The following is a 25,570-nucleotide window of genomic DNA, read 5'->3' on the forward strand; positions in this document are numbered from 1 at the left end:
CAAAAACCGCGGGCCAAAGCCCGTGGATATTGTATGCCATAACTTCTCCACCAACCCCGAAGCGGGTTGAACAAAAACCCAGTGGGGGGGGGATGGCCGTCTTGGGTGGTTTATGCCATCCTGTTTTCTCCATGACCCCGGTGTTGCACCCGCGGTTATTGCTGTGTCGGCCCTTCAGGCCTAGGGATCGCGTTTGGGAAATATTGTGCACATCTATTTGTTAACCAAAGCCTGAAGGGCTGAAACAACAAAAACCGCGGGCCAAAGCCCGTGGATATTGTATGCCATAACTTCTCCACCAACCCCGAAGCGGGTTGAACAAAAAAACCAGTGGGAGGGATATTCTTTTCGTGGGGTGCATCCCCTAAAAAAAATCCCCACCGCAACAATGTGCAGTGGGGAAATCGTATTTTAAAACCTTTTCTCAATCAATCCCAACCTGGGTTTTGCCCGAGGTTAGGATTTTGGGCTAAATCATTGAGTGGGATGGGCCAGAGATAGTCCTTGTTTTCATCAAACACAGGGTTTGCCCAGTCAGAGTTCTTATACACATCGATATAAGTTTTACCGTTTTCCGGATCTACAGAGGTATGGATAATAGCCCCTGCAAACCGGGTTTCTGCGGCGGCGTTCCATTGAATTCCCATATCCGGCTTTTCAAGTTTCTTGCCCTGCTTCCACCTTCTAAGGTCATCATATCGGAATCCCTCCCCAAACAGCTCTATCCTTCTTTCCCTTCTGATTTCCACCAGCAAGGGGGAGATACCATCGTTGGCATATCTCGGATCCATTGGTGGGTTGATGCCTAGGTGGGGCATACCTACCCTGTCCCTAAGTAGGTTGATGCTCACATCCAAGTCGCCTTGGGTGATTTCACCCAATTCCGCTTTTGCTTCGGCATAGTTCAATAAAGCCTCTGCAAACCTGAGAATAATCGCAGGAAACTCCCCTGTATCGAAGGCCTTACCAATCATGTCATTAGCATTGTAATGCTTGATTACCTGATAGCCTGTAGAAGATGTTCTACCTCCAGGCTGCCCTTGAATCCTTGGGTAAGTCCTTCCATCGGCATTATGGTACATATAGAACCCGGCATCCTCCGGGTGCAGAATAGTCTGCCTCATGCGCGGATCCCGATTAACAAACACATCCTCAATACTGTCATCCCCTTGGTACAAATTGGATAGGGAGATGGGCAAACCATCTGAACAAAGGTAGTCCTCCACAAAATTCCTAGTAGCTCCTCCGGAGTAGCTGTAATAGTCCTGCACGTGGTTGGTGCGGATACCAAGCAGATACCTTCTCCAAACCATAACTTCAGGGTTTCCGGACACGTCCAATGCCCTGTGATACGCATTGTAATCCATGGTTGGGTTTCCGGTAGAATAAAGGGCATAGGGACCGTTATCAATCAAATCCTTCGCCGCGTCTGCGGCCTCTTTCAGCCACATCTCCGGATTGGAACCTCCATGGTATTTTCTCCAGGTGCCTTCAAAGAGACATACCCGTGACTTTACCAGCAATGCGGCCCATCGGTTAAAACGCCCCGGTTCATTACCATCCCCCCAGTCGTTTGGCAGATGAGAGGTAGCAAAGTTAAGGTCGGCAAGAACCTTGTCCATCACTTGCTCCCTAGGCATCCTTGCAGTAAAGAGTTCCTCAGAGTCAATGTTCAACTCCCTTTCCACCCAAGGTGCATCGCCAAACATCTTCACGATATGGTGGTAAAACCAGCCCCTAAACATTCTGGCCTCCCCAGCATACCTGTTGCGGATATCCTCTGGAATAGCAGCTTTGGGGTAATTCTCAAGCCCTATGTTTATTGCCCTTACCAGGTTCCACCCCCTAAAGCCATACCATTGGTTTGCAATGCCGCTGGAGGAAGTTGGAATGATCTGTCTTCCGGCCCTTACCTGTTGAAAAGGCCTGTGCCGTTCGTGGTTTGGAGCCAGATTATCGGCAAAGCCATCCAAGTGCAAGTAACTGGCTATTTGGCTGTCAAATCCCCCATGATGACCAAGCATAATGGGGAAATTCACGTCATCTTGTAATAGATGGTAATAAAAATTATTATAAGTAGCCAAATCATTTGCCGTATTCCAGAAGGTGTCGTTACTCACCTGATCCAAAGGAAACCTTTCCAGAAACTGGTCATTACAACCCCCTAGCATGAACGTAGCGATCAGCAGGCACTTTAGCGTATATATGTGATTTTTCATTGTTGCGACTGATTAAGATTAGAAAGTCATCCTTACACCCAAGGTATAGATACGCTGCATGGGATATTCAATGGCACCCGCATAGATGGCCTCAGGATCCAGTGGTTTCCTGATGGGGGAATATTCCCAAAGGTTCATGCCGGCAAAATAAACATTGGCATTCTGAAACCCGACGGCATTCATCCAATTATAGGGAAGATCATAGCCCAACATCAGGTTTTTCAAGCGGACATATCCTGCATTTTGGAGGAATCTCGTCTGGGGCTGAATGTTCTTTTTGTCATTGGTGGAGATATGGGGATGGGCAAAATAGGCATCCCTGTTATCCTCTGACCAAGAATCGTTGATGAAATACCATTCCACATGTCCAGCGTTGAACGGGAAAAACCAGGTCCAATTGCCTGAGGTAGGCCAATGGTCCCTTCTCCAAATTCCCTGGAAGAATGCATTTAAGGTAAAGTTTTTCCAGGCAATGTTATTGTTGACCCCAAAACTCAACCTTGGCGTCTCATTGCCTATGACTCTCCTGTCTCCGGGATTCGCGAGCGTGTTATTTCCAGGAGTGATCCTGCCATCTCCATCCAAATCCCTATATTGGATGTCGCCGGGTCTCCAGTTTGCACCCAAGGCAGATTGATTGGCAGCATTGGCCACTTCGTCGGCATTTTGAAAAATACCCACGGTCTCGTAACCCCAAATTTCGCCAAGTTTTTGACCCACATAATATTGGGCATTGCCCCCAGAAGCAGTTATCCCTGACGGAATGGCACCATTAGGGTTGTCGAATTTGGTGATTTCAGCTATCCAATCGGACAGGGCAAGAGTGACATCATACCTCAGGTCACTTTTCAGCCTGTCTTTCCAAGTTACTGCAAGCTCCCATCCAGTAGTTCTTAAATCGGCCGCGTTGGCCTGAGGAGCCTGGGTACCGAGGATAGTGGGGTAAGTAGAACGCATCAGCATGTCCCTAGTATCCCGGGTAAAGACATCAAATGAGGCATCCAACTTTCCTCCAATCAGAGTAAAATCCAATCCCAAATTCCTGGAAACCACCGTTTCCCAGGTTAAGGTAGGGCTTACAAGTCCAGCAGGTGACACAAAGGGTGTTCTGGTAGGTCCGCTCATCATATAATTGGATTGACCAATCCCCATGGTTGGGATGTAGGGGTACCATACTGGGTTATTATTGTTATCCACCAACAACTGATTACCCAATTCTCCATAGGAAGCCCTAACCTTCAATTCATCCAACCATGAGCTGGTCCCCGTCATAAACCCTTCATTGGAGATACGCCATCCCACAGACACTGAGGGGAAGAAACCAAAGCGGCTTTCTTTAGGAAACCTTGAGGTCCCGTCATATCTGGCATTGGTTTCTAGCAAGTACCTCTCGTCATAGATATAATTAAAGCGGTAAAATGCTCCCCGAAGTGCGTTGTGATTGCTTCCCCCAAAGGTTTGCTGCAAACCTATGGTAGCATTCAAATCCTGGATCAGAGGCGTAATCAAGGCATTGTTTTGTGCCCTAACGAATTTATTCTGTCCCCATTCTTGGTTATAGCCTACCATGGCAGAAAGGTTGTGCCTTTCTGGAAGGCTGAACTGGTAATCCGCAAAGGCGTTGATGACATAGTATTGGTTGAAATCATTCCTTTCGTTGATAAAATCGTTTCCGCTAAAACCATTACTGATCATATCAGCTGGATTCCTAAGGTTGGTGCTTACGATTTCCACCTTACTGGCCACGTCCTGTGCAACCCTGTTCACAAAATTGTACGAGAAGTTCCCTTGGATTTTTAATCCCTTTGCAGGAGTAAGAATTGCGCCCTGGGTCATCCAAATGTCGTTTGCCGTCCAAGTGGACCTCCCTCCATCCTTTAGGTAGGGCCAGAAATTGGTACCCCCGAAGTACATGCCAATAAACCTTTCATACACGTCACGGTCGCCCGGCTGAATATAATACGGCAAATCAGGAAACTGAATGGGCTGGATGGGGTTTACCCTGGCCATGGTATTGATATTCACGTCCCAATTGTAGAAATAGGGCTTATCACTTCGCTGGGTATTTATTACCAATTTTTCCTCCAAGGTCAACCATTTGGTTACCTTAAACTCCCCTTTCATCAGCACGTTATACCGCTTGAAATTTTCGTTTCGATCTGAATTGAGATACCCATCCTTGTTCAAATGGCCGAATGAAACGAAGTAATTTGCATTTTCAGATCCTCCTGAAATAGTGACGTCATGTTGCTGGGTAGGTGCAAAGGTGGTCATGATGTCGTTTTGGTAATTGTTGAAGCCGTAAAACCTCAACACCCCATCCACCACTCCCCAGGCATTTTCCTTGGTGGGGTTTTCAGACCATCTCCTTGTCCCTTCCACCATGTCATCATCAAAAGTGGGTACACCGTTTGTTCGGATATTGGCAATGTTCCTGGCTTTCACAAATTCATGGGGATCATTGACCGGGTCCATGTTAAAAATGGGCTTGGCCAAGGAAAACTGGCTGTTCAAAGAAACCGAAACCTTGCCAGCTTTACCACTTTTGGTGGTCACCAAAATCACCCCAAATGCTGCCCTGGCACCATATACTGCCGCCGCAGCAGCATCCTTCAACACCGAAACACTTTCAATATCATTGGGGTTGATCCTGTTTAGGTCCATGGGCACATTGTCCACTAGCACTAGTGGAGAACCACCATTGATGGATTGGAAGCCCCTTACATTGAAGGCAGGACTTTGGGAAGGATCGCCGTTTCTGGGGGCAATATTCAGGTTGGGGATCACGCCTTGAAGACCTTCCGCCACATTGGCGATTGGCCTGTTCTGAAGACGCTCGGAGGTAGCCACCCCAACGGCCCCAGTCAAGTTGACTTTCTGCTGTGTTCCGTAACCCACTACCACTACCTCGTCTAAGGCCGCAGTGCTTTCAATCAGAATAATGTTAACAGTACTTTGACTTCCCGTCGTGATTGTCTGACTTTCAAAACCGATAAAGGAAAAAACCAGATTCACCCCCTCAGGAACAGTGATGGAATATTTGCCATCCATATCCGTTGCTGTTCCAATGGTGGTGCCTGGCACCGAAACAGTGGCACCTGGTATGGGTTCACCGTTTTGGTCACTGACCATTCCTGAAATAGTAATATCAAATCTTTGAGGGGGAAGGCGTTCAGTGACTGTTTTATATGCACTGAGCTGATGTTTTGTGTGCAAATTTTCCAGCTGGTCGTCCAGACCAACCTTTTGCAAGGCAGATACCTCCAGGCAGAGGAAGTACATGCTGGCCATAAGGTACCACGAGATTTTCCTCGCGATGCCATGGCAACGTAAAGATGTTTTCATACAGGGTTCTAATAGATTAATTGAATGAATTTTTGATTAAGGTGCTCCACACCTTGGAACCGGGTATACCGGTTTGTTTTACATTTTGGGTTTAACCATAGGCAACTTGTAATTAATAAGGCGATTTTGAATGAAAGCTTATAAAGTGTGTAATAATCGTTTTGTGCCTTAAAAATTCACACCTTAAAACGGTTAGCATGAAAGCGATTTCATAAAAATATAATAATGGCATTTACCCCTATTACCCACAATAATTTTGCTGCCTGAAATATAGGACAAAATAAATATATTCAAAATAAAACCTTAAAATTTTTTTTTCAAAAAGAATCCTCACCACGGCAGCCGTGGTGAGGATTTATAGAATGTACTAATTTTGAGTCAATTGCTCCTTAAAAACCAGGGTTTTGCACCAGTTCTGAATTTACATCTATTTCCCTGAGAGGAATAGGGAACTTAAGGTTTCTCTCCTGGAAGGTTGCATTGAACACATTGGTATGTCCAATGAAGTCATCGTATTCCAGCGTGAAGTCATTTCTTACCTTGCGAGTTCGAAGCATATCAAACCAAATTTTCCCTTCAAAGCAAAGCTCGAAGTAACGTTGATTCCAAACCTCTTGCTCAAACTCGTCCACTCCTAGCCCGGAAACCGGAGGCATTTCCGCACGCGCTCTTATATCATTGACACTCTGAAGAGCCAGTGAATTGGCTCCTCCCTCTGCCCTATTTGAAGCCTCTGCATACATTAGCATCACATCGGGCAGTCTGTAGATGGTGAAGTTCAATTCTGAGCGAGCGTCCTGATCAATGGCCACTTGGTCCCACCACTTATAGATATACCTTCCCCCGAGCTGCTGCCCATTGTATTCGGTGATAAAAAATTGTTTCTCCCTCAAACGCTTGTCGTCTGGATGAAAGCTGTTCACAAACTCCACCCTAGGCACAAGACCGCCGAATTCATTGGAGTAGGCCGAAATCCCTGCAAAAGTGGGCAAGGCCACTGGCGTCAGGGGGTTGGTGCGATTGATTTTGTCAAACTGCACCTGAAAGATAAACTCCCCGGAGTTTTTGTTTCCAGGATCAATCATATCAGTGTATTCGGGAAACAATTCAAATTGAGCCCCTCTCACATTGAGGACATCTAGCGAACGTCTCGCTGATTCTACATAGGCAGATTGACCCTCATTTACTGGATATCCCGCATAGGTCAGGTACACATCGGCAAGGAGGGATTTTACAAAGCCCATGGAAACCTCCCCATTGGGCCTTCTCCATGGCAGGGTTGAGGATTCCGCTGCCAATAAGTCCGGAATGATGATCTCATCATATATCTCCTTCAATGGTGAGCGAGACATATTCACATCTGCCAACTGCCTTACCGGTTCACTGATTTTAGGGACATCCCCATACATACGTACCAGGTAGAAATAGTAAAACGCCCGCATCGTCCTTATCTCCGCCAAGTAATTAGTGATTTCGGCCTCTGATAATATAGTAAATTGTGGGACTTGCTCCAAGGCTACATTGCACCTAAGTACCCCTTGGTAAAGTCCCGTCCAGTAAGTATCTATAAAGAATGACTGACTGTCGTAGGTAAGCTGGTTGAACCTAAACCCTTCCGTTTGGGGCACCCCATCGGCCTTACCTGACATGAATTCAAGAAGAGAAAGGGTATTTCCTCCCCATCCTCCTGAGCCTTGCACCACAACATTGACGTTGGCATAAATGCCGGTCACAAATGCCCGGGCTGCTTCTGGACTAGACAGATCTGCCTGGGTGGTCAGCGTGCCCGGGTTTTCTTCAAGGAAGCCGTCACAGGACATTACCCCAAAGCCGAGCAATATTAATCCGAAATAATAGAATATCCTTTGCATGGTTAATTTCTAGATTTGAAGTTAGAATGAAATATTAAGGCCCGCACTGAAAGTTCTGGGTCTGGCAAAAGGGAAGAAATCCAATCCCTGGGGCAACTGCCCGGCACCTTCAAAGGTGTTCACCTCAGGATCATACCCTGTATAAGGAGTGAAGAGCAACAGGTTTTGCCCGCTTAAAAACACCCTTGCCGTATTAATCTTAAACCTGCTGAGCAATTCTGGGGGAAAGGTGTAGCCAAACATAAGATTTTGCAGCCTCACAAAGGAACCATCTTCCACCCAATGGGTATCCATATTGGTAAGGTAGGGAGTTCCCCACGCCCTCACTTCTGCCACCATGGCATCCTGGTTGTCAGGCCTCCAGGCATCCAATACAGTGGCATAACTATTGGCAAGGGTTTGTCGGTCTTCCACAGAGTGCTTTGTGGCATTAATGACATCCTGCCCGTACACCACCCTGAACTCAAAGGACAAGTCAAAGTTCTTGTACTGGAATGTATTAGTGATGTTACCCACCCATTTTGGATACATCCTGCCTATAATTTTGGAATCCTGAGCATTGATCACTCCGTTGTTGTCCAAATCTTGCCACCTAATATCCCCGGGAAGTAGCCCAAATTGTGCAGCTTCATCAGCCTGATCCTGGTTCCAGGTGCCTAGTCGCACCCTGCCCCATATAGAACCAATGGGTTCTCCCACTCTAAGAATATTGGTCTGGCCAAGAAACCATGGACCAGGAAAAATGTCCGCATCATTTGCTCCCAACTCAAGAATGGTGTTTCGGTTGGTGGACCAGTTCAAATCAGTGGTCCACATAAAGTTGCCCTTCTCTACGTTTACGGAGCTCAAAGTCACCTCTATACCCTTGTTTTCCACAGAACCAATATTTTGGGTTACGGAACCAAAGCCGGTGGACCAAGGTAGTGGGGCATTCAACAGCAGGTTTTTGGTGCGCTTATAATATAAATCGGTCTCCACCATTAAACGACTGTTAAAGAGTCCAAACTCAATCCCAAAATCCAGTTGATCGGTAGATTCCCACTGCAAATCGGGGTTTCCGAAACTGGTTTGGGAGATACCAATCTCATTTCCTGCCGCCTTGAGCACGTTAAAGGTCCCTAAAAACTGTAGGGAGTTAAAATTACCTATTTCCTGGTTACCGGTGGAGCCAGCACTGGCCCTCAGCTTCAAATTACTGACAGCATCCACTCCCTGCATAAAGCCCTCTTCGCTGGCTCTCCATGCCACGCCCACAGAGGGGAAAAACGCATATTTTGTATTGGTTCCAAACCTGGAGGATCCGTCATACCTGCCTGTCACCGTGAAAAGATACTTGTCGTCCAAGCTATAATTCCACCTGGTGAAGTAGGAATTCAACGCGTATGCACCCACATTTCCGTTGATCCCGGATATGGGAATGATGTTTCCCGCCCGAATATTTCTCCATTGGAAAAAGTCATCAATAAAACCCTCACTCCTTACACTGAGGTTCTCAAAACTGTCCTCCAAAAAGCTAAACCCTGCCATGGCATTGATCCTGTGCCGGTCCCCTATGGCCTTGGTCCAAGTAAGAAAATTTTCCGTTTGCCAATATAACCGTTGATTGGTGGAGACTGTGGCTATGCCTCCCTGGTCGGCAGAAAGTAACCTCAAGTCCCTAGAGGAGTAGAAGTTGTTCTTTTGACTATCGAAGATAGTACTGAAAGTAGCTTTAAACTCCAGCTCATTGGTAATCTTAAAGTTCATATACAAATCCCCATACAACTGGTTCAAGTTTACATCTGTGTACCTGTTATTGGCGATTTTAACTGGGTTTTCCCCACCTTCGGTGCCTGGCCAGTCAGCATTCGACCCCCATCTTCCGTCAGGGTACCTGATCGGGATAAGGGGCAAGGCCTCCGCAGTCATCCGGGCCACGTTCAATGCCCCATTGGCATCGTCCACAATTCGCCTGGAACTCCGGGTGCCCAAAATACTACCTCCCACGGTGAGCCAAGGCTTAATTTCGGAATCCAACGCTATTTTGCCGGTGAAGCGCTCAAACCCGGAATTCATCATGATACCATCCTCATTGGTGTACCCCAAGGACACGTTGTAGGAAGTGGTTTGACTTCCCCCTCTAAAGGACAAATTGTGGTTTTGCGCCCAGGCGGCATTGTAAATCTCGTCTTCCCAGTTGGTATCATACCTTGGGTTCCCGTTTGCATCAAATAGATCGGGAAAATCCATGGGGTTGGCCCTCTGAAACCTGCCTTGCGCATATCCAGAAGGGTCGTATTTCTGGGCATTGTCGAAGGCTCGGTTGTAAATCTCCATAAATTCCGAGGAATTAAGCACAGGTACACTAGTAGCCCTATGGGAAACAGACACAAAATTATCATATTGGATCAAGTTTTGATTCTTTTGCCCCCGCTTGGTAGTGACCATTATCACCCCGTTGGCGCCCCTGGCACCATATATGGCAGCGGAAGATGCATCCTTGAGCACCTCTACTGATTCTATATCCGCGGGGTTGATCATGTTAAGATCCGCTCCAATGATACCATCAATCACAAAAAGGGGGTTCACCCCGGAATTGATGGAGTTGATTCCCCTAATACGGATCCTTGCACTGGCACCAGGGGAGTTTTGGTTGTTCAATACCTCCACCCCTGCTATCCTCCCTTGCAGAGCTTTCACCGCATTGGGTTGAGACCGGTCTATCAACTTGTCCCCTTTCACAGATCCAACAGATCCGGTAAGATCCGATTTTCTCACTGTTCCGTAACCTACCACTACCACCTCATCCAGGGCAGTGGCATCCTCGCTCATGGTAATGTTAACTTCGGCTTGGTCAGTTATGGGAACCGTTTGACTTTCAAAACCGATAAAAGAAAACACCAAGGTGGTAGCATCCGGAACCGTGATGGTATAGTTTCCATCCAAGTCGGTGACCGTTCCGGTAGTGGATCCTTGCACCAATACACTCACCCCGGGCATGGGTTCTCCATTTTGGTCCGTGACTTTACCCCGAACATCTCTATCCAGCAAAAGTTCTTCGACCGTAATGGACGCATGGGCATACAACGACGATGTTGGAAAGCCCAGAAGCAAAAGCATGCCAATGGTCATGCACCATGGCCTTGCTTTCCTCATGAAGGAAATCAGTAATTTGTTTTTCATTTGAAATTGGGTTTAGTTGAATAAATTAGTAAGAACAGCAGCAGCAATCCCAAAACAGAAAAATGGTCGACTTAATAGAATAGGTGGAGAGTCAATCCACAAACTGTAGGGGAAATTAACTGCTGTTTCCGTTAAGCGGATTAAATAATATACTGTTGAAATAAATGGGTAAACAATAGGTTTGATTAAAGAAACAAACAAAAAACCAGATTGCCAATCAGGTTCATTGCAATAGGTCCAATGGATAGAATAATCATTGCCAGTATATAAATTACTTGTAATATTATTACTTTTGGTTGAATTTCAAAAAAGATTTTTTAAAAAAAAGGGCAATTTGACAGGCGTTATTTTTTGTTTTTAAAAGGCACTTTCTCTTTATAATAATTTTGGGATTTACAATTTTATTATTATAATCATCCGATTGGCCTAAAAAAATAATCATTTGCAAAAACATCATTTTACCCAAGATTTCAAGGATGGTGTAGATTAGCTTTATGGCTGATGGTACCTACGAAAACTACATCAAACCTGCAGTTTACTCATGATCGAAAAGCAGATAATTGACCTCCCATTCCTTTACGAAAAGAAAGGAAAACAAACATAAAAATAATTTTTCAGCTCCAGGTTTTAATCCAACCACCTATCCTAAACCTAAGTGAAGAGCTTCCACATATTGGTCTATTTTGGATTAATTTCTTAATTTTAATGGTTGTAAACTTAATCTATAAATGGGTAGGGTAATTTTTGTGTTAATTCTTGGTTTTGCAATCCCACTTCAAAGTCAATCGCAATCTGCAAAAATAGACAGTTTGATTTTTCTTTTAGATACTTCCACCAACCATAGTCAACAGATTGATGCTGCGATTATGCTTTCCAGGGAAATCCATTCCACAGAACATGACGAGGAAAAGGAGTATGGGTATGCGCAGTTTGCGGTAGAAAAAGCAGAGGACTTAGGGGATACCCTCCTAATGGCAAAGGCCATGGATAATTTGGGACTATTGTACCGTTTTCATGAATTATTTGCTAAGGCGGTGCCCCTGCATATCAGGGCATTTGAACTTGTGGAAAATAAGGATGTGGATCCGTATTACCCCATGAGGTTTGCCAACAATGCCGGGGTGGCTTCCCGATACCATCAGGCATTGGACCAGGCCGCTCACTATTATCTCAAGGCCTTAAGGATCGCAGAGCAGGAAGAGGATTTGAGAAACATTGCCATTGCCAGCAACGGACTAGGAAATGCCCTTAGCCAACTAAAAGGCAGAGAGGAGGAGGCCAAGCAATTTTTTACTATTGCCCTTTCCGCGGAGGAAAAAAGAGAGAACACCTTGGGTATGGCCATCAATTATTTATCTATTGCGGACTATTTCACCCAAATTTCGGAATATGATTCAGCTAGGAACTACCTGGACACATTGTTGAAAATTAACCAGGGCCGGGAGGATGACTTCGGCATTGCGATGACCTATGAATATTTCGGTCACAACCAATTAGCAGAAGGAAAAGACCTTGCCCTTGCCAAGCGGTATTACGAAGATGCGCTCCTTTTATTCAGGGCACTGGACAACCAAACAAAAGAGTGCCAGATGTTAAATAACCTAGGGGAAATAGCCAGGCTTCAAAATAATATCCAAGAAGCCAAATCCTTGTTCCTAAGAGCCTTGTCCATGGCAGAGGGGCTTGAAAACAAACAACTTATTGTGGACAATTCCATGGTTTTGGCGGAAATAGCGGAAATGGAAGCAGATTATGAAATGGCTCTAACCCGATACAAAACTGCCCAAACATTCAGGGACAGTATCAATATGAGCCGGCAAGAAACTGAAATTTCGGCCATGAAAATGGAGTATGATTTTCAGAAAAAAGAATCAGAGATAGCATTGCTAAAAAAGGATCAGGTGCTACAGGAAGCTGCTTTGAACACCGAAAAGGAAAAGTTAAGAAGGCAAAGAGCTATCCTTGTTTTTCTAATTATCAGCGTGGTGGGTGCTGCGCTTTTGGTGATCCAGTTTATCAAAAACCTGAATATCAAAAAGAACACGATGATTTTGCTTCAGGAGCAAGAGCAAAAAAGGCTGAAAACGGTATATGAAAACAACTTACTTCAGGCCCAAATTTTAGCCTCCAGAATGCAAATGAACCCCCATTTTCTTTTTAATTGTCTGAATTCGGTGAAGTATCTGATTCAAACGGGCACCTACAAAGAGGCTATACGGTATTTAACCACTTTCAGCAGGTTTGTTCGGGAAATCCTGGAATCTGGAAAGAAAACCACCATTTCCCTAAAAGGTGAACTGGATTTGATAGACAGATATGTAAGGTTGGAGAGGAACAGATTCGATCAGGAGCTTCTTTTTGAGCTCTCCATGGAAGGCATTACAGAGGATGACCTCGAAGGAATAGAGGTCCCACCTATGCTCCTACAGCCTTTTGTTGAAAATGCAATATGGCATGGACTTCTTCCCAGTGCAAGGGCAGAAAAAAAACTTCAATTGTCCGTAGCTAAGGAAGGGGAAGATATCCGCATTGTACTGACCGATAATGGTGTTGGGCGTTCAAATATAGGTGGAAATACACTACACAAAAGCATGGGAACGAAAATCACCCGAGAAAGAATAGCACTTTTTAACAAGGATAAAATTAAAAAGATTAGTTTTGGCTTCGTAGATTTAAAAGACAAGGCAGGCATAGCCCTAGGCACACAGGTTGTCATCCAGCTAGGGAAAAACGTGCGCCAACAACCAGAGGAAGATTTAGTGTTGACATGAAAGTTGCTATTGTAGATGATGAGGCACATTGCGTGGAGAGTCTCGCTTTGGATTTGCTTAGTTTAGGCCGGAAAATTGAAATCGTATATAAAACCACCAAACCGGAGGCCGCCTTGGACGGGATACTGGAAAAGGAAATCGATCTTCTGTTTCTGGACGTTGAAATGCCGGGCCTCAACGGTTTCGAACTACTGGAACAACTTCAACCTCTGCCCTTCGACGTAATCTTCACTACTGCATACAGCCGATACGCCATGCAGGCCTTCCGATATCAGGCCTTCAACTATTTGCTCAAACCTGTGGATGTTTCAGAGTTGGAGGAGATTTTGGAAAGTTGGGAGAAGAAATTCGGAAAGGAGAAACAAAAAAAAGAAAACCCGGAGATAGACAGCCTCTTAAAGTACTTAAAAAAAGAAGGCATGTTGAGAAGCAAGATTGCAGTTCCCGTTTTGGATGGCTATGAGTTCATTGCTGTAAATGAAATAATATTTTGCAAAAGTGAAAACAACTATACCTATTTCTATTTTAAAAACAAGCAAAAACTCCTGATCAGCAAAACTCTCAAGGAAGCTGAAAAAACCCTTCAGAGTTTTGGCTTCCTGAGGATACACCAATCCTACCTTGTAAACTCCAAGTATTTAAAAAAATACCAACGCAAAGACGGGGGCTTTGTCCTGATGCAGAGTGGGCACAAACTTCCTGTAAGCCAACAAAAAAAGGATTTGATCACCAGCTTCTTTGATGCCATCAGCAAGAGAAACGATACCTAGTGCCTGTCACAAATATTGAAATAAACCCAAAGTTATGGCATCAAAAAAATTATGGTTTCTTTATATCTAGACTTTATTGTTGGTCTGATAATTGTAAAGGTTCTTTTTAAATTTTTATTCCAAGAACCAATCCTGACATGGCTGTAATAGGAAAAATAATTAAAAAAGCGATTGAACTTGGCGAAAAGTTCAACAATGAAGATGCCCCAATCAAAAAGCAAACGGAAGTATTGAAGGAGCTTTTGGAAAAAGCCAAAAACACCGCTTTTGGCAAATACCATGGTTTTGAGCTTCAATTGGAAAGTGACAATTTCATTAAACAATTCCAGGAAAAGGTACCTTATCATGATTATGATGAAATCTACAGGAATTGGTGGTGCCAGATTAGGAAAGGCTACAAGGACATCACATGGCCAGGGATCAATACCTACTTTGCAGTAAGCAGTGGCACCACCAGCGCAAGTAAGTACATCCCGGTGACAGATGAAATGCTCGACTCCATCCGTAAAACGGGGGTGCAACAAATCACCACATTGTCAAAATACGATCTCCCTGAGGATTTTTTCGAAAAGGAAATTATGATGTTGGGCAGCTCAACTGGGTTGGAAGATAAGGACGGTTTCCTGGAGGGAGAAATCAGCGGGATCAGTGCCAGCCAAATCCCTTTTTGGTTCGAAACCTTTTACAAGCCGGGGCCGGAAATATCTTCCATTCCGGACTGGGACGAACGGGTATTTAAGATCGCCAAAGAGGCCAAAAATTGGGACATTGGCAGTATCTCGGGTATCCCTTCCTGGATCGAGCTTATGATGAAAAAAGTGATCTCCTATAATGGCGTAAACAATATTCACGATATTTGGCCTAACCTCAAGGTTTATACACCCGGAGGAGTGGCCTTTGAGCCCCATCGCAAAAGCTTCGAGAAAAACCTGGCCCACCCACTCATTTACATAGATACCTATTTGGCCTCCGAGGGTTTCTTGGCCTTCCAAAGCAGACCGGATACCGATGCCATGCAATTGGTGTTGGACAATGGGATATTCTTTGAGTTTGTGCCCTTCAAACCAGAAAACATGACTGAAGAAGGCGGGGTTCACCCAGATGCCAAAGCACTTACGGTGGACCAAGTAGAGGAAGGAGTGGATTACATATTGGTAATAAGCACTGTTTCTGGTGCCTGGAGATACATGATAGGAGATACAGTTGCCTTTACGGATGTTAAAAGGGCGGAGATCAAAATCACAGGTAGGACCAAGTTTTTCCTGAATGTGGTAGGAAGCCAGTTAAGTGTGCACCAAATGGATAATGGTATCTCTGCCCTACAGGAAGAATTCAACCTGACGGTACCGGAATTTACCGTAGCCGCCGTTCAGGAAGATGGGGAATATATCCATAGATGGTACCTTGGAAAGGGAGATGGGGAAGCACCCGACAAGAAGGTGGGGAAATTCCTAGACCAATACCTACAAGAACACAACAAAAACTACAAAGTGGCCAGAAGCAAATCCCTAAAAAGGGTGGAACTTAAAATCGTGGATTCCGAAAAGTTCTACGCCTACAATGAAAAACAAAAGAAAAAAGGGGGCCAGGTGAAATTTCCAAGGGTGATGAAAGAAGAAGCTTTCAGGGAATGGGAAGAGTTTCTGCAAAATGGATAATTATTTAGTTGTTAATTGCGGGTAATGCCTTATATCCCCCAACCCTATTATCCCCTTAAGTCATTAACAATTATTCCATTATACAATTAACCATTAAATACCAAGATAGAAAAGTTTTAGCCCAATTATAATTAAACCGACTCCGGCGGCAATTTCAAGTCTTTTGCCGAAAACCTTGCCCATCTTCTTTCCAAAATAAAGCCCCAAATAAACAACAACAAGGGTGAAGGCAAAAATCAAGGCAGCCATAGACCATATATTTACTGGCCAAAATGCAAGGCTCACTCCCACAATCAACCCATCAATACTGGTAGCAAAGGCAAGGGCGAATACCAGCCAAGAGTTTGTGGGGCGGATTTCGGGCTTTTTACTATCTTTCCTGAATCCATCTAGGATCATTTTTGCTCCAATTATACTCAATAGCACCAAAGCCACCCAATGGTCGTAGCCCCTCACCCAAAGCTTTGCCTGCAGGCCCATTTGCCAACCTATCACCGGCATACCACCTTGGAAAATGGCCATTACCCCTGATATTCGGAGTATTTTCCACCTGGACATCCGTGGCACTGCCAACCCAAGTGTCAAAGAGACCACAAAGGAGTCTGCACAAATACCCAAAGCAATCAAAATCAAGGTTGGCAAATCCATAAAAAAGGTAAAGTTACTTTCCCAATATTCCTGCAATGATAATATAAATAAGCCTTTCCCCAGTATTCCTGATCAAAAAAGGCTACCTTTGGCCTTTCAAAAAACTTTGAGGGATCCCCTAGCTTCCTTCTAAGAGAATATCTTTGTTTTTCACACCCGCTTTGTAATATGTCCTTTGAACAACTCCCACTTATCTCTCCATTACTTAAGGCCCTAAAGGAAGAGGGGTACGAAACCCCAACTCCCATTCAGGTAGAAGCCATCCCAGTGGTCTTGAAACAGAAGGATCTCTTGGCTTGTGCCCAAACAGGAACGGGTAAAACAGCGGCTTTTTCTCTTCCAATCCTTCAATTGCTGGATCAGGTACAACCAAAGAAAAGAGGTATCAGAACCTTGATCCTCACGCCTACCCGGGAATTGGCCATTCAAATCGGAGAAAGCTTATCTGCCTATGGTAATTACCTTTCCATAAAGCATACGGTGATTTTTGGAGGAGTCTCACAACTCAACCAAACCAAGGCCCTAAAAAGTGGAATGGATATCTTGGTGGCGACACCGGGAAGGCTTCTGGATCTTATGCAACAAGGCTTTGTGAAATTAGACCATATTGAGATTTTTGTGTTGGACGAGGCCGACCGTATGCTGGATATGGGTTTTATTCACGATGTGAAAAAAATCATTGGAAAATTGCCAACAAAAAAGCAGACACTGCTCTTTTCGGCCACCATGCCTCCAGAAATACAACAGTTGGCCAAAACACTGCTGCATCAACCCTCTATTGTAGCGGTAACACCACCTTCTTCCACTGTGGAAAAAATAAGCCAATACCTTTATTATACCAACAAATCGGACAAGGTGAAACTACTGGACCATTTGTTGGATGAAGAGGACATAGGGCAAGCACTGGTTTTTAGCCGCACCAAACACGGCGCAGATCGGGTGGTAAGAATTTTGGACAAAAAAGGCCATAAGGCAAAGGCCATCCACGGAAACAAAAGCCAAAACGCTCGTCAAAATGCACTAAAGGATTTTAAAGACGGAAAAATCAAAGTATTGGTGGCAACCGATATTGCCGCCAGGGGGATTGACATCGATGAGTTAGAAATGGTAATCAACTTCGATCTTCCTGAAATCCCTGAAACCTACGTACACAGAATAGGAAGAACAGGTAGAGCAGGACTATCCGGAAAAGCAATTTCCTTCTGCGATGGTGAGCAACATAAGCTACTCAAGGACATTGAAAAATTGATTGGCCTTCGCATAGAGGTAGTTCACGAACACCCCTACCCTTTTGAGGCCCAAAAATCCGAGGAGAGCCCATCTAGGGAGAAAAAGAAGCAGCCCACACGAAATAAGAGGTATAGGTAGCTCTCCTAGGGTCCTTTTTGATCTTACCTTTAGAAGGTGTCAAAAGTAGCTGAATAAATACAGGTTTTTTGGCAGGGAGTTTTGCTATTTGTAATTTATTGGCACTTGAATTGATATCGGTGTCCGGCAATGTATTCGTATCAAAAGCGTTTTCTCCCTATTTTCCTTGCCTGTTGGTTTGGGCTGACCGGAGCGGGTTTTATTTCTATTTCCTTCTCCTATCTGCACACCTATCAAGCAGAGGAAAAAGCCGGTTTTTATGCGGAAAATGTCATTTCAGACAATCACTTTCTTTGCTATTCCCCAAAATTCTCGACTTCAGGAATCCTATTGTCAAAATGGCTTCCCACAGGTTATCTTTCCTACGCATATTTTTATCTAGAGGAAACTTTTACCCTTGGGATAAGGCATGCGTTGAGCATGTCCATAAAGATCATCCCGGAACTTGGAATAAGGGACTTAATTTTTCCAACCCATTTTTTTTGGTAAAAGGCTGCTATGCATTTACGGGCTAAAGTCTTGCCCGATCCTTATTTTTAAATTATCTACCTCCTGCTTTTCCCTTTCCGGAATTGAGGAAAACCTTTAATAAAACAATGAATATAGATTTCATATCTTTAGGCGTGTCTATCGTACTGATTATGGCCTTTATTGCCCCAATTTATCTTCACATTCGACAAAGCAACCTTCAAATGTCCCGAGCCTTGGCAGAAATAGAAAAATTTGCCCACAGCCATGGGTTAAATTTGAACAGAATGGAAAATTGGAGGAAAAGGTACTTTATTGGACTGGACAGTATAAATGCCAAACTAGTATACACTTCTGATATGTCGACGATCCCTCCATCTCTTTTGGATTTGGAAGAGGTGGCACAGATTCTTTTAGAAGAACACTTCCACCATGCACACATCAACAAGGGGGAAAAAACCAAAGTACTAGATAGTGTTTACCTTCTGTTACTTGGAATAGAAGGACAAGAATTGCACCGCTTGGAATTCTATGATGGCAACAAATTCTCAGACCTTTCGGGGGAAGCAATGCTGGCTAAGCAATGGAAAAAGTCCATCGAGGAAGCCATAGGGGCAGCAAATCCCTTAAAAGCCCTTTCATTGTCAAAGGCATAAGCATGCACTCAGGTGGAATTCATAGAAGGCCTTTACCGAACAAAATAAACGAAGGGAATTTTAATGAACTCCACACAATTAGAGAAACCGTCTTCAAGCTGAAGATGGTTTCTTTAGATTTTCCATTATTCACTTAAGAACAACAGCGAGGATCCCCATGGAACTATTTCTTCAAACAGAGACCTGGATTGCTTTACTCACCCTTACCTTTTTGGAAATTGTCCTGGGTGTGGACAACATCATCTTTATTTCCATCATTTCCAATAAACTGCCGCATTCACAGCAGGCGAAGGCAAGAAACCTGGGATTGGGATTCGCTCTGCTATTTCGTATTTTGTTGCTTCTGGGGATTTCTTGGGTTGTCCAATTTACCCAGCCCCTTCTTGAAATTTTTGGTTTTTCACTTAGCCTTAGAGATCTGATTCTGATCGTAGGGGGCTTGTTTTTACTTTTTAAATCCACCATGGAAATCCACCACAAAATGGAGGGAAAACCCCAGGAAGTAAAGTCTAACTCGGCCACAAGCCCTACAAGAGTGATCCTACAGATTATTCTGCTGGATATCATTTTCTCCTTTGACAGCATATTGACCGCGGTGGGATTGGTCAACGAAGTATCCCTTATGATCATTGCAGTGGTAGTGGCCATGGTAGTCATGATGGTATTTTCCGGCAGCATCAGCCGTTTTATCAATGGGCAGCCAACATTGCAGATCCTGGCCCTGTCCTTTCTTTTACTTATAGGGTTTATGCTGATGGTGGAAGGCTTCCATGTGGAGATTCCCAAAGGCTATATCTACTTCGCGGTATTCTTTTCCTTGGGCACAGAAATAGTCAATATGAAGATGCGGAAAAATGCGGAAAAGCAAAAGGTCAAGCTTAATCCCAGGTTCAGGAAAAAGGTGAAATAAAGACGGCGTTTTACCCATTCGGTAAGGTAAAAAATAAAATCTTTGGACTGGGATACAAAATGATTTTCTAATTTGCAGAAAACCTTAACCACCCTAACCATGATTAAGATCGGCTGTTTTCTACTGACACTGTTACTAAGCTTCCCTACTTTGGGGCAAGAATATTTTCCCCAAAAAGGACATTGGGAGGAGCGTGACCCTGAATCCCTGGGGTTGAATAAGGTAAAATTGTCCGAAGCGGTGAATTTTGCCATTCAGGAGGTAAGCGAGGCAGATAAAAACCTAAAAAAAGCACATTACCTGAGTGCCTTTGGAAGAGAACCCTTTGGCTATCCCATCGGCCCTCTTAAAAACAGAGGACCCGCTACAGGTCTGGTCATTTACCAAGGGTACATTGTAGCTACATGGGGAGAGCCCGAACGTGTGGACCATACCTTTAGCGTGGCCAAGAGTTTACTGTCCACCACAGTGGGGCTTGCTCTTGACAAAGGCTTAATCGAAAGTGAGCATGATTTGGTTTATCCCTATATGGCCCCCATTATTCCCTACCAGCCTCATAAATTATCCGTAAACAAAGCGGATCACCTGGAAGAGGAGGACAGTTTTGAGCTTTTTGACACGGAACACAACAGAAAAATAACATGGGATCACCTTTTGCGGCAGACTTCCGACTGGGAGGGTACCTTATGGGGAAAACCGGATTGGGCCGACCGCCCCGACAATGACAGCAAAAATTGGCTGGACAGAGAGAGGAATGAGCCGGGAAGCAGCTATAAATACAATGATACAAGGGTAAATGTATTGGCTTTGGCCTGCATGAACCTATGGAGAAAGCCCCTTCCCGTGGTGTTGAAGGAGCTGGTGATGGATCCAATAGGTGCCAGTCCCACTTGGCGGTGGACGGGGTATGAAAATTCATTTGTAGTCATTGACGGGCAAATTATGCAGGCCGTAAGCGGGGGTACCCATTGGGGTGGTGGAATGATGCTCAATGCCTATGATCAGGCCCGTTTTGGCTATTTGACTTTGAAGAATGGCAGGTGGATGGACAAACAAATCATTTCTGAGGATTGGATCCACAAATCCAGGACACCCACCCCAGTGCAGCCTACCTATGGGTTTATGAACTTTATGCTCAATACTGATCGCCAAGAAATCCCGGCAGCTCCCGAGTCTGCCTTTTTCCACTTGGGGGCGGGAGTAAACATGGTTTACGTGGACCAGGAAAACGACCTGGTGATCGTAACCCGGTGGATCAAAAATGAAAGTAAGGGGGAGTTGGTAAAAAGGGTATTGGAGAGCTTGCCGGAAAATTGAGACTAGGAGACTTAGAGAGGGGGTGATGTGTTTATGTAAGAAAATGAACCCCGCATTCCATTATTTTCGAAAAAAAGAGGATGCTTAGTGACTGGGAGACTAAGTGACTTAGAGACTGTGTGATTTGTTTCCGGTAGAAAATGGATTCATTCTCCGGTGGTTTTTTGATGCAACCCAAACCTGACTTATACGATAGAAATTGCAGGGCAACCGTTGATAGGTTTTGGCGGAAAGGTGTTGGCACAAAGGGCAATTCTTGCGGCCAAAACTGGGTTCGGCGTTTCGTTCCTAACCACGGGGTTAAAACCCCGGGCTACTGAAAAGCACACTTAAAATGTGGTTTTTGATAAATTTGAGCCCATTCATGGGTTCCCAAAACGACCACAAGCGCAACTCCCTTGTTTTGGGGAGGGTTATGTCAAGAAAATTGGATCAACCTCACTCCCTCAACTCCATGACCCTAATGCGGCCTTGCGCTGTTTTCTTGCTTATTTTTCCCAGGTTATATTCCTGCAAATCCCCCGCTTTGATGGACACTTCTAGAGTATTCGGAAGATTACAACCTGAGCACTCAGTGAGGTTAACTGTGAGGAACAATAGCTCCTCGGGTTCCAAGCTTTTGATAGTTTTACCATAATTTAGCAAGTTATCCTCTAGCTCATTGAGAAAAAGAGGGTAAAGTGACCTTACCTTATCATCCCTTTCCTCCTGGCTAAGGTCTCTTAGCCCTAAAGATGAAATTTACCCAAAAAAAGTTTTAATGCCCTTTAAAAAATTAAGGATTAATTTTTCGTTCCTCTCCTTTGAAGTCTATAATCGTCAATGCCTCGGTATCTTTTGGAAGGTTTATTTGTCGGCTGGACTGTGAAAGGAATCCGGATCCATGGTACAATTCCTTATGAAGCTCCCTTCCACTTTTTAAGTGGATGATGACTTTTTTGTCCGTAGGCCTGGGATCATAATAAGCAGTATGATTGGCAATTTCTGAGGTAAACACCCTTAATTTACCCCTGTTTTGGGAGGCAATAAAAAGTGGGGGTTCCTTGTCCCTGGCCAATTCCACGAGGGCTTTTCCATCCCCAAGCACGGCAAAACCACTTTGATAGCTTCCAATGGCCTCAAACTCCCCGGATCCATCCCCTTTTAACCATAAGCCGGTAAGGGCATCCAGCCTTCCCGAAAAGACCTCATTGCCATAGTCATTTCCCACCAACATCACATCCAAATGGCCGTCACCGTCCACATCGGAACTGACCATGCCGTAAATGGGGGCGAATTGAGCGGGCTCGGGTAGTAGTTTCCAATCGAAGGTGCCGTCCCCCTTGTTTTCCAAATACACGCTCCCCAATTGGTTTGCGGTAAGTTTCAAAGCCCCTGCCCTCTCCTCGGGAGTTAGCACTTCTTCCACTCCTGCCCTGCCATAGGCCTTGTAGTTTTGAAAACGCTTTCTGAATAGGGTGGATTGTCCGTATAAGTCCTGCCAAAAATGAACGGGATAAGGTTGGTATTTCCCTTCTTGGTTTTTAAAATGTGCGAATAGTATGGGATCCACACTTTGGTTGTTGTCAAAATCCTTGGCATACATCAAGAGGGGTTTTTCCTCAGTTACCTTGTAAAAATTATTCAGCCCCCAGTTTCCAATCACATAATCCATATCCCCATCCCCATCAAAATCTCCTGCAGTGATACTCGTCCACCATCCTGTCATATCTTCCAAGCCCGTGTTTGCGAGTTTGCGAAATCCGTCCCCCTCATTCTTGAATACGGTAATGGTCATAAACTCCCCTACCAGCATAAGGTCCAGCAGTCCGTCATTGTCCACATCGGTCCATAGGGCGTCGTTGACCATACCGATATTTCTGAGTTCCGGAGCCCATTTGTCCGTGACATCCTCCAATTTACCCCCTTGGTTCTTGAGCAAACGGCTTTCCCCTGGCATGGGGTACTGACCCTGGTCAGATCTTCCTCCCACAAACAAATCCAAAAGGCCATCCCCATCCATATCAGCCCCTCTCACCACTGTCCCGCTTCCAGTGTGTTGGGGTAAGGCATTGGGGAGAAGAGTAAAGTTACCTTCACCGTCATTCTCATATATTCTATCTTGGTAAACCTCATGGCCACTGGCATACTCGTTACTGCCACTCACCACATAGAGGTCAAGGTCCCCGTCATTGTCCAAGTCAAAAAGCAGCATGCCCATATCCTCTGTTATTTTTTCCTCCGGAAGGGGAAATTTGGCTTGGCTAAATCTGCCATCTGCCCCTTGGATAAAGAGTTGCCTGTCATACCCGGCAGCTCCCCCAACCACCAGGTCTTCAAGGCCATCTCCATTTAAATCTCCAGCAGCCAAGGCAGGGCCAAATTGGGAAAGCTTATGAGGTAGGGTACGCTGAAGATTAAAATCGATCCTGTCCCTTTCTACATGTAAGTAATTCAGGTTCAATGATTCGGAAATTTCTATTAAAGCAGGGGTTACCTTTTCAGGTGTAAAGGGAAATGGTAGGGAGGTTAAGCTTCTTACTTCTGCCTCTTGGACATCAAGGGTCAGGACTTGGTTGATGCCTGGATTTTTAATGCTTTGCCATCTACCTTCTTGCCAGAAGATTTGCAGCTCCTCCACTTCAGAGACTTCACCCAGCCCAAAATGCAGGACATCCTCCACTGTGGACATAAAGCCCCTGGAAACGTGGTGCTCGTGGTAGTGCAATTGCCCATCGGCAGTCCGCACAGCCACTTTGGCTCCCAAGCCTTGTGGGTTATGGGAAGTTCCTTGGAGTTTTATCCTTAAGTAATTTCGATTTTCTGCAGTTCCTGGATTCAACTGGTTTTCGAATACAAAGGCCTCTTGGTTGATATTATTGACCACATAGTCCAAATCCCCATCTCCATCCAAATCCACCACTACTGCCCCATTGGAAAAAGAGGGCACTCCCAATCCCCACTCCTGACTACGGTCGGAGAAGGTGAGATCCCCGTTGTTTTTAAACCCATAATTGGGGATTTTTACAATTGGAATGGAATCCAATAGCATTTTCGTGCTGGCTATGGAACCCATATCTGCCCTGAAATTGGTGAAATCTTTGTCAGTAACGTCTCTAGGATAGCCATTGCTAACCAATAAGTCCCTGTAGCCATCGTTATCCACGTCCACCAGAAGTGGCGACCAGCTCCAGTCGGTCTGAAACATCCCCGCAAAATGGCCAATCTCACTAAAAGGGAGGCCTGGCCCATTGTTGAGGTGGAGCATATTTCTCACGTATTGGTATTCAAAACCCCATACCTCATTGTTCACGTAATTTTGGTAATTGCTTTGACTAATGGTGGTTTTCATACGGAAATTGGACTCGGCGAGCATGTCCAAGGCCACCAAATCAATTAACCCATCATTATTGATATCCCCAACGTCCACTCCCATGGAAAAATAGGCCTGATGCCGCATATATTCCCGGATATTATTGGAAAAAGTGCCATCTTGGTTATTGATATACAGGATATCGTTGGAGAGGTAATCGTTGCTCACGTAGATATCTGGCCATCCATCCATGTTGAAGTCGGCAATGGCGACCCCCAGCCCGTAACCCTCAATTTGAATACCCGCATCCTGGCTCACGTTTGTAAAGGTCCCGTCTCCGTTGTTTTTATAGAGCTGATCATTATTGCCAGCGGTCCCATCGGTGATTTTTTCCCTATATACTCCGGGAAGGAAGTTTACCAGGAGGTTGTTCAGTACATACAAATCCAAGAGTCCGTCGTTGTCGTAATCAAAAAACAGGGCATTCATAGTATAGCCCGTATCCGCAATCCCGTAGTCAGCCGCCTTCTCCTCAAATACCGGAATTCCATCATCGTTATTGCCTTGGTTGACAAATAGTAAATTGGCCCTGGCCAAGGAGTCCTTTTTCATGGCTGCACCTACATAAATATCCATAAGCCCATCCCCATTGATGTCCACCACGGTCACACCGGTACTCCACTTGTCAGCAGCAGCCACTCCTGCTACCTCGGTAATGTCCAGGAATTGCATGTTGCCTTGGTTCAGGTACAGCTTGTTGGGAACCTCATTTCCAGAAAAAAACAGGTCTGGAAGGCCATCGTCGTTGAAGTCCCCTACTGCCACCCCCCCCCCATTATAAATAAACTCCTCCGTCATGATATTGAAGGTGTCTGATTCTTGGATAGGATTGGAGAAGGTAATTCCCGTTTGGGAGGAGGACAATTGTTTGAATAGGGTAGGCTGTGAAGGTTCACAACCTGAAATAAAAATCATGACCATGCCTGCAAAAGCGGCCATCAGGCAATGGTAGTGACAAATTGCAGTATGCAACCTCATATGCAGATAGGTTTTATAGGTGTATTGCAAATCGGGAAGTCACAAATTTAACAAAATTAACCAAACCCTATACTTGT

14 protein-coding genes are annotated in these 25,570 nt (G+C 44.8%); 8 read left to right on the forward strand and 6 right to left on the reverse strand.

Annotation, left to right across the window (positions count from 1 at the left end):
- Window positions 1–428: 428 nt before the first annotated feature.
- The 4 genes from DB520_RS09250 to DB520_RS09265 form a co-directional block, all read right to left on the reverse strand.
- Window positions 429–2,219: a RagB/SusD family nutrient uptake outer membrane protein gene (locus tag DB520_RS09250; protein WP_114749446.1), complete on the reverse strand. Its 1,791-nt coding sequence runs from the start codon at window positions 2,217–2,219 to the stop codon at window positions 429–431.
- 18 nt (window positions 2,220–2,237) lie between these two features.
- Window positions 2,238–5,564: a SusC/RagA family TonB-linked outer membrane protein gene (locus DB520_RS09255; RefSeq protein ID WP_114749447.1), complete on the reverse strand. Its 3,327-nt coding sequence runs from the start codon at window positions 5,562–5,564 to the stop codon at window positions 2,238–2,240.
- A 389-nt stretch (window positions 5,565–5,953) separates the two neighbouring features.
- Window positions 5,954–7,435 (reverse strand): RagB/SusD family nutrient uptake outer membrane protein, encoded by a 1,482-nt coding sequence (locus DB520_RS09260; RefSeq protein WP_114749448.1) that lies wholly within the window; start codon window positions 7,433–7,435, stop codon window positions 5,954–5,956.
- 21 nt (window positions 7,436–7,456) lie between these two features.
- Window positions 7,457–10,597, reverse strand: a complete 3,141-nt coding sequence (locus tag DB520_RS09265; RefSeq protein ID WP_232834903.1) for a SusC/RagA family TonB-linked outer membrane protein — start codon at window positions 10,595–10,597, stop codon at window positions 7,457–7,459.
- A gap of 728 nt (window positions 10,598–11,325) precedes the next feature.
- On the opposite strand from DB520_RS09265, the gene DB520_RS09270 reads away from it, so the two are divergent.
- The 3 genes from DB520_RS09270 to DB520_RS09280 all read left to right on the forward strand — a co-directional run bounded on the left by DB520_RS09270 (window position 11,326) and on the right by DB520_RS09280 (window position 15,796).
- Window positions 11,326–13,368, forward strand: coding sequence for a tetratricopeptide repeat-containing sensor histidine kinase (locus tag DB520_RS09270; RefSeq protein ID WP_114749449.1), 2,043 nt, complete (start codon window positions 11,326–11,328; stop codon window positions 13,366–13,368).
- On the forward strand, window positions 13,365–14,138 hold the full coding sequence (locus tag DB520_RS09275; RefSeq protein WP_114749450.1) for a LytR/AlgR family response regulator transcription factor: 774 nt from the start codon (window positions 13,365–13,367) through the stop codon (window positions 14,136–14,138). The genes DB520_RS09270 and DB520_RS09275 overlap by 4 nt, the downstream gene beginning before the upstream one ends.
- A 137-nt stretch (window positions 14,139–14,275) precedes the next feature.
- Window positions 14,276–15,796, forward strand: coding sequence for a GH3 family domain-containing protein (locus DB520_RS09280; protein ID WP_114749451.1), 1,521 nt, complete (start codon window positions 14,276–14,278; stop codon window positions 15,794–15,796).
- Between the two features lie 93 nt (window positions 15,797–15,889).
- On the opposite strand, the gene DB520_RS09285 is transcribed toward DB520_RS09280, so the two are convergent.
- Entirely contained in the window at window positions 15,890–16,444 is a 555-nt protein-coding gene (locus tag DB520_RS09285) for a manganese efflux pump MntP (protein WP_157971995.1), read from the reverse strand.
- Window positions 16,445–16,612: 168 nt separating this feature from the next.
- Between DB520_RS09285 and DB520_RS09290 the strand changes: the two genes are divergently transcribed.
- From DB520_RS09290 to DB520_RS09310, 5 genes are all read left to right on the forward strand, one after another.
- On the forward strand, window positions 16,613–17,812 hold the full coding sequence (locus tag DB520_RS09290) for a DEAD/DEAH box helicase (protein WP_114749453.1): 1,200 nt from the start codon (window positions 16,613–16,615) through the stop codon (window positions 17,810–17,812).
- Between the two features lie 129 nt (window positions 17,813–17,941).
- On the forward strand, window positions 17,942–18,301 hold the full coding sequence (locus DB520_RS09295) for a hypothetical protein (protein WP_114749454.1): 360 nt from the start codon (window positions 17,942–17,944) through the stop codon (window positions 18,299–18,301).
- 107 nt (window positions 18,302–18,408) lie between these two features.
- Window positions 18,409–18,936, forward strand: a complete 528-nt coding sequence (locus DB520_RS09300; protein ID WP_114749455.1) for a hypothetical protein — start codon at window positions 18,409–18,411, stop codon at window positions 18,934–18,936.
- A 157-nt stretch (window positions 18,937–19,093) separates the two neighbouring features.
- Window positions 19,094–19,846 carry a TerC family protein gene (locus DB520_RS09305; protein ID WP_114749456.1) on the forward strand — a complete coding sequence of 251 codons (753 nt, stop codon included), beginning with the start codon at window positions 19,094–19,096 and terminating at the stop codon, window positions 19,844–19,846.
- A 99-nt stretch (window positions 19,847–19,945) separates the two neighbouring features.
- Window positions 19,946–21,163 carry a serine hydrolase domain-containing protein gene (locus DB520_RS09310; protein WP_114749457.1) on the forward strand — a complete coding sequence of 406 codons (1,218 nt, stop codon included), beginning with the start codon at window positions 19,946–19,948 and terminating at the stop codon, window positions 21,161–21,163.
- A 775-nt stretch (window positions 21,164–21,938) separates the two neighbouring features.
- Here the strand turns inward: DB520_RS09310 and DB520_RS09320 are convergent.
- Window positions 21,939–25,493 carry an FG-GAP-like repeat-containing protein gene (locus DB520_RS09320; protein WP_232834904.1) on the reverse strand — a complete coding sequence of 1,185 codons (3,555 nt, stop codon included), beginning with the start codon at window positions 25,491–25,493 and terminating at the stop codon, window positions 21,939–21,941.
- Between the last annotated feature and the right edge of the window lie 77 nt (window positions 25,494–25,570).

It is taken from the genome of Pleomorphovibrio marinus (assembly GCF_003347495.1).
GTDB lineage: Bacteria > Bacteroidota > Bacteroidia > Cytophagales > Cyclobacteriaceae > Pleomorphovibrio > Pleomorphovibrio marinus.